The following is a 14,345-nucleotide window of genomic DNA, read 5'->3' as shown; positions in this document are numbered from 1 at the left end:
CCTTTAGATCGTTTGTAAAGGTTTTTGGCCTGCTAAAAACAGTGATCTCTTGCTGACTACTTCCCAAGCAGCAAACTATCGAATCCTTCGATACATCTACGCCAACACAATGTTTAGTTGTTTTCATGATAAAATGGGTTAATGAGACAGCAAAAGCTTCCATCATCTTTTCTCGCATTTATACGGGATGCCAAAGCTCCCTAAGTACTGTTCAGACTCGGAGAAGCATTAGGAGATGGTGAATGATTCTTTTTTCGGGATATTACCTTCAACTCCCTGAAACAAAATATTTCTTCCCTTCTCCTCTTGCTATTTCTCCAGAAACTTAATGATTTCCAAACATACGAGAAACAAAAAACTCATCGCTTGGAACTTTGCTACAATGGTAGTGCTTCAACTTGCAAACCGCAAACTTCCTAGGTGATATTTTAGCATAACGGAGAGATTATGCGACGCAGCGTAATACTTTGTAAACGATGTACAACGTGTAAACTATGGCACGTTTGTTAGAAGCACATACCTTTAGCTTTCGACAATGCCGCCTCCAAAATTTATGTCATGCAGTGGGAGGCACTAACATTCCTGTAAATTTTGCAGCGGCGAGTTTCTTTGACTACTTTCTTTGCGGAAACCTCGAGCCAGTCGGCGAGAAGCTTGAATGCCAATGAAAATAAACTCGTTATGAAAAATAAAGTAGTTGGCGGTGTCGCTGCCACTAAGCGAAAAATTAATCCTTCGTTTTCAAAAACAGCTGCTCTGCAGTGAAAGACAAAGAACGATAGCTGAAGCAATGTTTTTAATGATTGTTGCTATATGGGACGTTTGATGCTTGGTCATGACGGTATTTAATTTAGTCATGGCTCGGTAGATCTGTGCATGTACAGTGCGTATTGAGATATTGAGGATCTCGGCGACTTCCCCACATTTCATACCGTCTTCCTTAACCAGTTTAAAAATGACACGACATTGATGTGGAAGCGATCCGATTGCCTTATCTAATTGCATAAAGAGCTCTTTCCTTTCGAGTTCTTCATCTGGACGATAAGCATCCATTATTTCATTGGCTTCCTCATCAATCGGTACCAATTGCATATAAGAATTCTTTTTCCAATGATTCAGCGCTTTATTTTTTACACAAATTAAGAGATAGACTTCCGGGTTTTTAACATGCGTTAACTTATTACGATGGAACCATAGGTCCACAAATACATCAGAAACAATTTCTTCAGAAGCTTCCTTATCGCTGGTATATTGGCGGCAAAACTTAATGAAATTAGCATTGGTTAAATGAAATAATTTTTCAAAAGCATTGATATTGCTTTCGAAAACCACTTGTTTCCAATACGTGCAAATTTGCTGATTTCGTTTCAATTCGAGCCTTTTATAAAGATGTAAAACAATCGCTTAATAAGTTTATAACAATTAGGTCGCAGAAAGATTGCTCAATAATAAGGCACGTAAACCAGAAAACAATCCTGTACTGTCATGTAAAGGTACAGATTGTTTTCTTGATATGAACCGTCCATGTTTAAAATTTAGTTTTCATCACATAGATGGTCCGCCAGCTGGCGGATTAAACATGGTAAGCTCCATCCGACCGATGGACAAAATTATTTACGGATGAAATGTCACGTAATAATCGTAACCTTTCACATGACCAGCACGGCCTATCCGACTTTCTTTACCTCTTTTAAAAAACTATGTAACATCAATACCATGTTTTCAGATCCGAGAAAAATGGCAGCTCTTTGATGAAGCTCGATCGGTTTTATATCTAAAATACGTTGATAACCATCGGTTGCCAATCCACCGGCCTGCTCTAAAATAAAGGCCATGGGATTGCATTCGTATACCAATCGCAACTTTCCGTCGGGATAAGCAGAGGAAACAGGATAGAGAAAGATACCACCTTTTATTAGGTTACGGTGTATATCAGCAACCATGGAGCCAATGTAACGAGAAGTATAAGGTCGAGAGGTCTCCTTATCTTCCACTTGGCAATATTTGATGTAATCTTTTACACCCTTAGGGAAGTGCACATAATTTCCTTCGTTTATAGAATAGATCGTTCCGTCTTTGGGTATTTTCATATTGGGATGCGATAAGCAGAACTCTCCTATCGAAGGATCTAATGTGAAACCATTAACCCCCTTTCCTGTGGTGTAAACGAGCATGGTAGAAGATCCATAGATGACATAACCGGCTGCGACCTGCTTGTTGCCTGGTTGCAGCACGTCTTCGATGGTTGGCTTTTGATCCGAATTTATTTTACGATAAATACTAAAAACCGTACCAATTGCGGCATTTACTTCTATGTTTGATGAACCATCTAAGGGGTCAATGGCTACGATATATTTGGCATTCTTCGAGATTTCTGACTCGATATACACGCATTCGTCGTTTTCTTCGGAAGCAACTACGCAGCATTCACCACCCGTTCGTAAGGCTGCTATAAACTGCTCATTCGCGTAAATATCCAATTTTTTCTGGTCTTCTCCTTGCACATTCATTGTTCCGGCGTTGCCTAATATATCTACAAGGCCCGCTTTATTCACTTCTCTGTTTACTATTTTGGCTGCAATACCAATGTCACGTAATAGCCTGCTAAGCTCTCCTTTTGCAAATGGAAAGTCGGCTTGTTTTTCGATAATAAATTGACCTAAGGTTTTTAATGTGTTCATAATTTCCAGATCTAAATAATCAAGAGGCTTCTAACAAAGTGCGGGATTGCCTGTTTAACGACTTCTTGCCTTTTTTTCAAAAGAAAAACATTCGATTGTTTTCACTGTCATGTTCCGTGATGATGTATCATGCTTGCGAATAATTTTTTCGCTATTGGTTGGTCAGAAAGCTAAGCGGAATCGATTGCGTTGATTTTTTTAAACATTATATTATTCGTTGATATGGTTTTAACTAGCTTGGCAGATGTTTTTTTACTGTTTTAGGTTTTGCGGCAGGATGGAGCGGGTTGCTGATCATAAAATTTGATGATTCTTTTGTTTCCACCTTGGTTCAATTAACTTATATGATGAGATACTTATTCATTTTTTTAACATTATACTTCTCTGCGTTTTACGCAAATGCAGAAGAAGGAGTAGCACTTACTAAAATAAAAGTAGCAGCGCCCTTCGAGATGCCTGAAATTCAGATACCGGATTTTAGTCGGTGTAAGCGATTGCTGATCACGGATTTTGGAGCCGATCAAACGAATAAGGACAAAACAACGCAAGCCATTGCTTCGGCTATCAGTAAGGCAAATGAAATAGGAGGTGGGGTAGTGGTTATTCCAAGCGGCGAATGGTTAACAGGCAAAATTCACTTGAAAAGCAACGTCAATCTACACCTGGAAAAAGGTGCTGTATTACTATTTTCTGAGGATCCGGCGGATTATCTTCCAGCGGTACACGCTTCGTGGGAGGGGATGGAGTGTTATAACTACTCGCCACTTATATATGCCTATCAGTGTAAAAACATAGCCATTACGGGCGAAGGGGAAATAAAAGCGAAAATGGATGTTTGGAAAAAGTGGTTTGCTCGGCCCCAAGCACACATGGAGAGCATCAAACGCCTATACAACCTTGCTTGGAGCCGTACACCCATTGAAAGCAGGCAAATGGTAGATGATACTGCTCATCTTCGTCCCCAATTTATTCAGTTTAACCGAAGTGAAAATATATTGCTGGAGGGAATTTCGATTACTAATAGCCCTTTTTGGACGATCCATCCATATCTCGCTAAAAATGTGGTGATTAGAAAAGTAAAGGTATATGCTCATGGGCACAATAACGATGGCGTCGATCCTGAAATGAGTCAAAATGTACTGATTGAAGATTGTTTCTTTGACCAGGGGGACGATGCGATCGCAATAAAGTCTGGAAGAAATCCGGAGGGCTGGCGTTTGAAAATACCTTCGAAGAACGTTGTGATACGCAACTGTATTGTCAAGAACGGACATCAATTAGTTGCCATTGGTAGCGAGCTATCCGGTGGCATCGAGCATGTTTTTGTTGATAATTGCGAGGTATTGGAGGGCGCAAAATTAAATCACCTGGTTTTTATCAAAACTAATGAAAGAATGGGTGGTTACGTAAAAAAGGTTTATGCATCGAATCTTAAAGCTGGGAAGATTGATCTGGGCATATTAGGTATTGAAACGGATGTATTATATCAATGGCGAACCTTGGTCCCAACTTATGAAAGACGGCTGACACCAATCAAGGATATCTTTCTAGAGAATATTTCCGTTTCTGACGTGCAGTTTGTTTCAAGGATATTGGGAGAAGAGGAGCTTCCTATTAGCAATGTGTCGCTCAAGAAATTAAAGGCGACTCATGTACAAGGAGAAAAATATATTAGCAAACATGTTGAAAATATTGATATTTCAAATTGATATCTGCATCCTGTTAACCCATTTGTGCACATAATGTCAAATCTATTCATGTTACTCATTAAGTCGGAGAAGATGTTGAGAAGTCTATTGTTTGTTGGCTTCATGCTTACGCAGCTATGTAGCTATGCGCAGCAATCCATACAAAAATATAGTTTCATCGAAAAACTTCCTGGTTATACCTTCATAGGTCCGCATACCTTTTATGCGGACAAACAGGCTAGCGGCTATGATTTGATAAAGGATATAAAGAAAGGCACTCCTTTTTACTTTTCAACAAAAGCAGCAGAAGGCAATTATCAAATCACCATACAGGTAAAAGCAAATGATGGGGTAGCGGGATCTTTTACGGTAAAGGCCGAGTCGCGCCGACTGATGCTGCTTAACACGCCCTTGAAGGCTGGCCAAAGTACCACAAAGACCTTTACGGTTAATATTAAAGATCGGCAAATAACAAATGGAGTAGCGGTCAAGCTAAAGCCTCGCGAATTTACTAAGCTCGATTGGGATGAGAAACTAACAATTGAATTTGATGCCACGCATTGCAGCTTACAGACATTAACCATCACAAAAGGGGAAGAACATTTTCCTACAATTTACCTCGCAGGTAACTCTACTGTGGTTAATCAAGAAGATGAGCCTTGGGCTTCTTGGGGGCAAATGATCACTGCTTTCTTCAATCCAAAGGTGGCGATAGCAAATCACGCTGAATCGGGCCTGTCGTTGGGAAGCTTCCTGAGCTCGAAGCGATTGGATAAGGTTTTAAGTGTGATGCAGCCAAACGACTATCTGTTTATTGAATTCGGACATAATGATCAAAAAGAAAAAGGGCATAATGCAGGTGCTTATGGCTCCTATACTGACCGACTTCGGTTTTTTGTCAAAGCAGTGCGTGCGAAGCAGGGAATCCCGGTTATCTTGACATCCACCAATAGACGAAGCTTTGATGAAAATGGACGGATTACGAACTCACTTGGAGATTTTCCTGAAGCGGCGAGAAAAGTTGCCGCTGAATTGAATGTGCCTTTAATCGATTTGAATAAAATGACGAAGGTTTTGTATGAAACCTTAGGCGTAGAGCCTTCGAAGAAGGCTTTTGTACATTATCCTGCAAATACCTACCCCGCACAGCACGAGGCTTTGGAAGATAATACGCATTTTAATACTTATGGCGCTTACCAGATAGCACAATGTGTACTGCAGGGAATTCGTGAAAAAGTTCCTTCCCTGGTAGTTTATATTAAAGAAAATGCGCCTGTTTATAATCCAGCTAGGCCAGGTGCATTGGCCGATTGGAATTGGCCCGAAAGCCCACGTGCCGATAGTACTAAACCTGATGGAAATTAATTTGAATATAGACTCAGATCATGATATACAAAGCTCTTCTACTAATCGCCTTAACGACTTTAAGTTTTAATAAAGCTTTTTGCCAAGATGTAAAAAAACAGATTCAGTACCTATCTGGTACAGATAATGAACATACAGTTGATTGGGATTTCTGGTGTTCGGGAGGACGTAAAAGTGGTAAATGGGACAAGATTGCAGTCCCAGCTCATTGGGAGCAACAGGGTTATGGCAATTATAATTATGGGAGAGACTATGTCACCTACGGAAAAAATTTCCGTTTTCATGATGAGAAAGGTGTTTATAGAAAAATGTTCTCTGTGAAAGATGAATGGAAAGGGAAAAAAATATTTGTTGTATTCGAAGGGGTAATGACTGACGCGGAGGTGAAAATTAATGGCAAATCCGCTGGTCCGATACACCAAGGTGCCTTTTATCGTTTTAAGTATGATATAAGCGATAAGCTTGTTTATGGGAAAGATAATCAATTGGAAGTAACCGTCAGCAAGATGTCTGCCGATCCTTCTGTTAACAACGCCGAACGTCTAGCAGACTATTGGATTCTTGGGGGTATTTTTCGACCTGTTTATCTAGAAATTGTGCCCCAATCGTTTATTGATCATGTAGCGATCGACGCGAGGGCTGATGGTGCTTTTAATATGCAAGTGCATATCGACGGAGTGAACGAGGGCTTAATGTTAAAAAGCGAAATTATAGATCAGCAAAATAAACAGATAGGCAGGGTGCAAGCAAAGGTCAACGACTCTATTGTGTATCTTAACACGAAGGTGGCAAATCCAGCACTGTGGACTGCCGAGACGCCCAACCGCTATACGGTAAAAACAGAACTGTATAAAAATGGAAAAGTAGTTTATGAAATGCAACAGAAATTTGGTTTTAGAACCATTGAAATACGTAAACAGGATGGCATTTACTTGAACGGAACGAAAATAAAGATGAAGGGTGTAAATCGACATGTGTGGTGGCCTGAAACGGGACGGTCTGTGAATGCAAGCATCGATTTAGAGGATGTGAAACTCATTAAATATATGAACATGAATGCCGTCCGTTGCTCGCATTATCCACCTGATAAATCCTTTCTAAATATCTGTGACTCATTGGGTCTTTATGTACTTGATGAATTAGCAGGTTGGCAGAAAGCTTATGCTACTCCTGTTGGAACGAAATTGGTAAAGGAAATGGTTATACGTGATGCTAACCATCCTTCTATTATTTTTTGGAGCAATGGAAATGAAGGTGGGCATAATTTTGACCTCGATACCCTGTTTGGCCATTATGATATTTCAAATAGACCGGTAATACATGCGCATCATCGTCCTGGAAATGCTTTTAATGGAATTGATGGCAATCATTATGAAGACTACTATAGCACAAAAAAAATATTGGCAGATACCAATATTTATATGCCTACTGAATTTTTGCACGCACAAGATGATGGGGGTGGTGCAGCCGGACTGGAAGATATTTGGGAGCTACACTGGAATGCTAAAAGAGGTGCAGGTGGTTTTCTATGGGCTTTAGTGGACGAAGGATTGGTACGGACGGATGAGCAGAACATGATCGACGTAAATGGAGTAAATGCACCGGATGGTTTGGTAGGGCCGCATCGCGAACAAGAGGGCAGCGTGAATGCTATCCGAGAAATTTATGCACCGATTAAAATAACGATGGAGGCCCTTGATCCAAATTTTAAGGGCGATATATTAGTAGAAAACCGGTATCACTTTACCAACTTAAATCAATGTACTTTTAAATGGGAGCTTTTAAATTTCGACAAACCCTTGCAAACAGGCGATGGTTTTACAGTAATATCTAGCGGAAAAGGAAAATTTCCTGCTATTGCGCCATTGGAAAAGGGAAGTTTGCATATGGAATTGCCAACGTCTTGGATGGACCAAGATGCCTTCGCCTTAACTGCATTCGATTTGCAAGGGAATGAGATTTTCCGCTGGGTTTGGAAAACCAAGGATAATGCACAGCTAGCCTTTCATCATTTCGATGAGCCGATAGATACAGCCGTTCAGCTCATGGAACAAGATAGTCTTATCCAGATGACCGCAAATGGCATCACCGTATATATTAATAAGAACACGGGCCTGCTGGCAGCTTTGGCTAATAAATATAGTAAAGCGCTTTCGTTCAAAGACGGTCCGCTTTTAGTAAGCGGAAAAGCAAAACCTATAAACGTAAAACATTATCGAGATGATGAGACTGCGGTGATCGAAGCTACTTATGAAGGCGATCTAAAATATATTAAATGGAAAATGGATAAAACAGGATGGTTGGAAATGGACTATGGATATACCTTAAATGGTGATCAACGCTTTGCAGGAGTCAGTTTTACCTACCCTGAAAACTTCGTTTTAGGTGTAAAATGGTTAGGTAAAGGGCCATATCGTGTTTGGAAAAACAGAATGCAGGGTACTACTTACAATGTTTGGGAAAAGCGCAATAATAATACACAAACCGGCAGCTACCCCTGGCTCTACCCAGAGTTTAAAGGATATTATGCCGATGTCACCTGGATGGAAATGAACACCGTTGAGGGAAAATTCTATATGTCTTTTCCAGATGATGACCTCTATGTTCGATTATTTGATTTTTATGGATTAACTGGGGCGAAATCGCATCCAGATCTTCCTATAGGGGATATCTCTTTTCTAGACGCGATACCCCCCATCGGTACGAAGCTTGCTTTAAATATGACAACTGACACCAAAGGTTTAGGACCCAAAAGCGAGTTGAACCACCTCGATGGAAAACTTATCGAAAGACAAGTCTATTTCTACTTCGGGACACCAAAAGTAAAAGGAGAGAATAAACAGTTTGAGATGCCGAAAGTGAACGTGTTGACTGATTAGTTATTGGTTGTTAGTTGTGCGTTGTCAGTTGTAAGCCATTAGTTATTCTTCGTTAGTGATGACGTTTGTAAGGGCAATACTACTTAACTGAATTAGTTACTCGTTACTGGTTGTTAGTATTCGTAATAACGTTCATAAGCGTAATACTATTTAACCTCTTAACTATTTAACCTCTTAACTACTTAGCAACTCAACTCATTAACTAATTCACTCATTGACTAACCGACCCCGACGACTCGGGAGTGCTTATGAACCGAGTGCAATGAGCTCATGAATGCCTTTGAACTGAACGAACATTAATGAACAATTGGCTAATCGGCTAATTAACTAATTCCCTACTCAACAACTCAACGATTTCGGAAACGATTGCGTAGTTTAATTTAAAGTTAAAAAACGACCTCTTGATCGTATTAGACTATTTTTTTGCAATCCTTTTCGCATCCCATACAGGACACAGCAGGACGGTATCCTCTTATTAGCTATTAATATTGCAGCAGCTAACAAAGACCTAATAAAACTAAACTAACCAATATTCGATTTTAGCAAGTATTTGTTATGCAGATGAATGAACCGGCCTTAATGCGCTGATTCGATAATGTTAAACCTAATAAACTAAACTTATGAACCTAAAAACTACCAGTAAAAATGCGTGTCAACTATTCTTATCGCAGCCGAGGAAGGTTTCTTGGCGGTATGGCTTGTCCGCATTTCTTTTGTTTTGCACCCTGGTTTCAGTTGCACATGCGCAGCAAAATATCAGCGGGAAAGTCATTAGCAGTAAAGATGGTACATCATTACCTGGTGTATCGGTCTTAATTAAAGGAAAAAAAGGAGGTACCACAACGGATGCGAACGGTAATTTCACCTTACAGGCTGAAGGAGATGCAATACTCCTTTTCTCCTTTGTAGGATACCAAAGTAAAGAAGTTTCCACTAGTGAGGTGTCTACGGTGAAACTTGACGAAGATAGCCAAGGGTTAGATGAGGTGGTGGTGATCGGTTATGGAACGGCGAGGCGAAGAGATTTGACCGGCGCAGTGGGTACCGTCAAAGCCGATGATATCAAAAATATCCCGGTTACAACAGCGGCACAAGCAATAACCGGTAAGGTGGCAGGCGTCAATGTCGTAACCCAAAGTGGAGCCCCCGGAGCTGATATCAATATAACCGTACGTGGTGGAACTTCTATTACACAAGGGACCAACCCGCTCTACATTGTGGATGGCTTTCAAATGGAAAATGCTTTGCGTAACGTCGACATTAATGACATCGAATCAATTGAAGTATTGAAAGATGCATCGGCTACGGCCATATACGGCGCTCGTGGTGCAAATGGGGTCATCTTAATTACGACAAAATCAGGTAAAGTTGGCAAAACCGAAGTAAGCTATAATACCTATTTCAGCTTTGAAAAACTAAGTAACAAACTCGACCTGCTCAATACGGAACAATATGTAAAATACCAGTATGAATTCCAAACGCTCGCAGGTAAAGAAAGCCAATGGGCTAATATGTTTGGCGGCGACGTGTCGAGTGCTGACTTCTACATGGGGGCTTATGGTAGGATCGCTCGCGATTACGGCTCGCGCGAAGGAATTGATTGGCAAAAGTTGGTTTTCGGCGATCAGGCAATTTTACAGAATCACAATGTAAACGTCAACGGCGGTTCGGATAAAACGAAATTCATGATCAGCTATAATTTCACCGGGCAGGATGGTATCTTGGCCAAAACGGGTTATGAAAGAAATAGCGTACGTGCGAAATTGAATCAGCAGCTGGCAAAAGGAGTCAGCGTGGATTTTAATACTAACCTGCAAACTACAAAAACAGCTGGAGATGGTTCCTTGGGTGGAATGCTTAAAATGTCCGTCTTACAACCTGCTACGGGGGGTGTTAGGTTTACAGATGAGCAACTTATTCAAAGTGATATTGCGGAAGAGTTACAAGCCGAAGATTCACAATACGATATTTATAACCCGATCATTACGAATGATGCGGTTACGCAAACAAAGTATGCCCGCTTAGCTGGCGTTAATATAGGACTCAACATCGATTTCTTAAAAGACTTTACATTTAGGTCTGCAGGAAGTTACCAATGGACGCAGACGCGTAGTGACTATTGGGATGATGGTCGTACGAGAACAGCACAGAATAACAAGGGGCCTTATGGAAGTCGGAACAATAGTGAAAAGTTTATTTGGCAGATTGTTAATACGCTTTCTTGGAAAAAATCATTCGATAAACATCATTTTAATGCAGTGTTGGGACAGGAAACGACCTATGAAGAGTCAATGGCTCTAAACAATACCTATTATGAATTCCCCGAAAATAACTTCGGTCTGAACGATGTCAGTATGGCGGGGCGAATAGACCGCCCTACCTCTGATAAATCGCGTTATGGCTTGGTTTCGGGCTTTGCACGTTTGATGTATAACTATGATGACCGTTACCTGTTAACGGCTACCATTAGGCGAGACGGTGTTTCTAAGTTTATGCCGGGAAGACAGTGGGGCACACTGCCTTCTGCTTCGGCTGCTTGGAATATCGATCAGGAGCAGTTCATGGAAAACATGGATTTTTTTGATCAGTTGAAGTTGCGGATTGGATATGGTACCACCGGTAATTGTGATATCGGTAATAACACTTATAATACCTTATATCAGTCTACTACCTATGCCATCAATGGTGTGGAGGTAAACGGTTTAAAACCTACGAGTAAATTGGGCAATCCATTATTGCGCTGGGAAAAAACGCAGACAACGAATATCGGTTTAGATCTTTCAATGTTTAAGAATAGAGTGTCATTAACGGCCGATTATTATAACAATATCTCCAAAAACCTGCTGATAAGCGTAGCTATACCAACTTCAACGGGGTATACCAGCCAGAACCAGAATGTTGCCTCAATCAGGAATAGAGGATTTGAATTCTTGTTGAATACCGTGAACGTTCGCTCAAATAATTTTCAATGGACTACTAGTCTGAATATTTCTTTCAATCGGTCGAAAGTATTATCACTCTTTGGGGGCGATCGGGATTACATGCGAACAAATCTAAGCTCTCGTGTGGACTTTTGGACGGAATTGAATAATACAGTTGGCTTGTTCTATGGATATAAATATGATGGCCTATATACCACAGACGATTTCGTTCAAAATAGTGATGGAAGCTACGCTTTAAAAGATGGGGTAGCTTCTTTAAAAGGGAAGGCGCGGTCTTCGGTAAAACCAGGGGATGTGAAGTATGTTGCACTGAGTGGGGAGACTGATGCAGATGGCAATCCGGTATGGTCTACCAACGATCGCAGTGTCATCGGCAGTCCGGAGCCTAAATATTTTGGTGGTATCAATAACACTTTCGCCTATAAAGGATTCGATTTAAGTGTTTTTCTCAATTTTAGCTATGGCAATCAAGTGTTCAATATGAACTCTCAACGCTATATCGGACCTTATTTACCAAATCAGAATTCACTATCGGTCATGAACAATCGTTTTACGTTGATCGACCCTAATACTGGAAAACAAACGACAGACCTGGCACGCTTAGCCGAATTAAACCCAGGTCAATACGACAGAAAAGCGATGTGGAGTCTTAATTCGCCGAATAATATTGCGATTACGGATGCGCTGGACTATTATTTGGAGGACGGATCTTTCTTACGCATAAACAATATCACCTTAGGATATACCTTACCTAAAAGCTGGTTAAATAAGGCCTTCATAAATAATGCAAGGGTTTATTGTACACTTAATAATATTCACACGTTCACCGGTTATTCGGGTTATGACCCGGAAGTTTCTGCCACTTCTTCCATCTTAACGAGGGGGGTGGACAATTCGGCTTATCCGCGAATAAAAAGCATTGTTTTAGGCGCTAACCTAACTTTTTAACTTTTAAAGAATAAAATTATGACAACTAATATAAAGCTTCTCTTTTTAATAAGCATTGTGGCACTGTCCTCCTGTAAGAAATGGCTTGAGATGCCATCCGAAAAAGAGTTCGACAGTGAAACGATCTTTGAAAATGTGTCACGCGCAGAAATGGCAGTGCTTGGCGCTTATAGCAGCACCTTCAACCGAGAGTTATATTATCAGTTTGGGATGGGTACCGATGAATGTTTTTCCACTGAAGGGGAAACCAATTCGAAAAATCAAGTAGCTAATTATGTGTATAATACTTCCAATATTCCAACTTCTACCTATACTGCTATGTATGCAGGGGTAGAATATGCCAATGTATGTATCAAAAATTTACCGCAGATGCAAGCTGGCAACGAGCAGGAAAAACGTAAGCTGGACATGTTACTGGGTGAATCGTATGCCATACGGGCCATGAATATGCTGAATGTTGTGCGATTCTTCGGTGATGTACCGTATCCAAAGATCCCCGTGGTGGATGCGGGTACCTTTAATTCATCGCGGGTAAGTCGTGATACAATTTTGGATGGATGCATCGATGACCTACAAAAAGCGATCGATTTGTTACCATGGAAAAGCGAAGGAGGGGTAACTACTCCAGAACGTTTTACTAAAAATGCTGCTTATGGTGTATTAGCTCGGGTGGCTTTATATGCCGCAGGCTATTCGCTGCGCTGGGATTTGAATTCATATGCACCTGGCTCTGTAACGATCGCACAACGTAGTGATGCTAATCGAATTGGTCAACTCTATGAAATTGCTCGAAATGCTTGTAAGGCAATTGTAGACCGTGGCGAGAATAACCTGATAGCTTACGAAACTGTTTTTAGGGATCTTGTGAACGGGCAATACAATCCGGAAACGATGCTGGAATATGGACAGTATGGCAACAATAGTAATGATGCGTCGATTGGCTATACCAATGGGATGTTTGCGCATACAAATTGTATGTTCGGTAAGGCCCAGCCCGCAATGGGTGCATTGCCAACCTACTATTTCGATTTCAATGAGGGGGATACAAGGAGGGATGTGGCTATTTGTAACTATAGTATTGCGAACGATAATACGCGGCAAATGAACAATTTTTCCGGTATGACCATTGGCAAGTTCCGCGTAACCTGGAAGGCACAGATCGGAACAGCCATTAATAAGCGCGACATTAATTGGCCGATACTGCGTTATGCCGATGTTTTATTAATGTATGCGGAGGCAGAAAATGAGGTAAACCACGGGCCAACGGCAACCGCTATAGAGCTGTATGAAAAAGTAAGGCTGCGCGCTTTTAACAATGACCGATCTAAAATGGGCACCACACCCAGTAGTTATGAGGATTTTAGAAAGGCTATTATGACCGAAAGGAAATTGGAACTTGGTTTTGAAGGCTGGCGTCGGACGGATTTGGCAAGATGGGGTGTCTTATATGAAACGCTCAGTGAGACAAAACAGAAGCTTATTCAATTAGCAAAATCTGAGGGACCTTATGCTGGCATCGATAAGTATCAGGCGTATAAAAAAGAACAAGCAAAATCTTTCCTCGACCCGGTAGTCGCCGTTCCTTTTATTGGTTATAAAAATGCACCAACAGCAGATGAAGAGCAACAGCTAAAAAATGAGGGTTACACGCTATTGGAAATGCATAGCAATGTATCGCTATTTAATGGTAATAGAACAGATGAAACTTCCACGTGGATAATGGGTTTGTTTAGGGGGCTTGAGAAAAATAAGGTGGAAATTTTACCGCTAAATGCCACCACTATTGATGACAATCCAGGCCTTCAAGGGCAACAGCATCCGCTTTATTAGTTGTTCGTTATT

General features: G+C 40.9%; 7 protein-coding genes. 5 read left to right on the top strand and 2 right to left on the bottom strand.

The window, feature by feature from the left end; translation table 11 throughout:
- Positions 1–741: 741 nt before the first annotated feature.
- Both BMY50_RS25045 and fbp read right to left on the bottom strand, forming a co-directional pair.
- A complete protein-coding gene (locus tag BMY50_RS25045; RefSeq protein ID WP_162276672.1) occupies positions 742–1,371 on the bottom strand; it encodes an RNA polymerase sigma-70 factor in 630 nt (209 codons plus the stop codon).
- A gap of 296 nt (positions 1,372–1,667) precedes the next feature.
- A complete protein-coding gene (fbp, locus tag BMY50_RS25040) occupies positions 1,668–2,681 on the bottom strand; it encodes a class 1 fructose-bisphosphatase (protein WP_093331267.1) in 1,014 nt (337 codons plus the stop codon).
- A 344-nt stretch (positions 2,682–3,025) separates the two neighbouring features.
- On the opposite strand from fbp, the gene BMY50_RS25035 reads away from it, so the two are divergent.
- The 5 genes from BMY50_RS25035 to BMY50_RS25015 all read left to right on the top strand — a co-directional run bounded on the left by BMY50_RS25035 (position 3,026) and on the right by BMY50_RS25015 (position 14,333).
- Positions 3,026–4,390 (top strand): glycoside hydrolase family 28 protein, encoded by a 1,365-nt coding sequence (locus BMY50_RS25035; protein ID WP_093331299.1) that lies wholly within the window; start codon positions 3,026–3,028, stop codon positions 4,388–4,390.
- 33 nt (positions 4,391–4,423) lie between these two features.
- Entirely contained in the window at positions 4,424–5,734 is a 1,311-nt protein-coding gene (locus BMY50_RS25030; protein ID WP_238383888.1) for a rhamnogalacturonan acetylesterase, read from the top strand.
- 20 nt (positions 5,735–5,754) lie between these two features.
- Positions 5,755–8,613, top strand: coding sequence for a glycoside hydrolase family 2 protein (locus tag BMY50_RS25025; protein ID WP_093331257.1), 2,859 nt, complete (start codon positions 5,755–5,757; stop codon positions 8,611–8,613).
- A 620-nt stretch (positions 8,614–9,233) separates the two neighbouring features.
- On the top strand, positions 9,234–12,503 hold the full coding sequence (locus BMY50_RS25020) for a SusC/RagA family TonB-linked outer membrane protein (RefSeq protein WP_093331254.1): 3,270 nt from the start codon (positions 9,234–9,236) through the stop codon (positions 12,501–12,503).
- Positions 12,504–12,521: 18 nt separating this feature from the next.
- A complete protein-coding gene (locus BMY50_RS25015; protein WP_093331250.1) occupies positions 12,522–14,333 on the top strand; it encodes a RagB/SusD family nutrient uptake outer membrane protein in 1,812 nt (603 codons plus the stop codon).
- The last annotated feature ends 12 nt before the right edge of the window (positions 14,334–14,345 follow it).

This window comes from Olivibacter domesticus (genome assembly GCF_900109575.1).
Lineage (GTDB): Bacteria > Bacteroidota > Bacteroidia > Sphingobacteriales > Sphingobacteriaceae > Olivibacter > Olivibacter domesticus.
The sequence above is the reverse complement of the archived record's forward strand: the minus strand, read 5'-3'. Positions and strand labels throughout refer to the sequence as shown.

Coding starts and splice junctions, on each gene's coding strand:
- BMY50_RS25015 (WP_093331250.1), top strand. CDS start 12,522: ATGACAACTAATATAAAGCTTCTCTTTTTAATAAGCATTGTGGCACTG.
- BMY50_RS25025 (WP_093331257.1), top strand. CDS start 5,755: ATGATATACAAAGCTCTTCTACTAATCGCCTTAACGACTTTAAGTTTT.
- BMY50_RS25030 (WP_238383888.1), top strand. CDS start 4,424: ATGTCAAATCTATTCATGTTACTCATTAAGTCGGAGAAGATGTTGAGA.
- fbp (WP_093331267.1), bottom strand. CDS start 2,681: ATGAACACATTAAAAACCTTAGGTCAATTTATTATCGAAAAACAAGCC.
- BMY50_RS25035 (WP_093331299.1), top strand. CDS start 3,026: ATGATGAGATACTTATTCATTTTTTTAACATTATACTTCTCTGCGTTT.
- BMY50_RS25020 (WP_093331254.1), top strand. CDS start 9,234: ATGAACCTAAAAACTACCAGTAAAAATGCGTGTCAACTATTCTTATCG.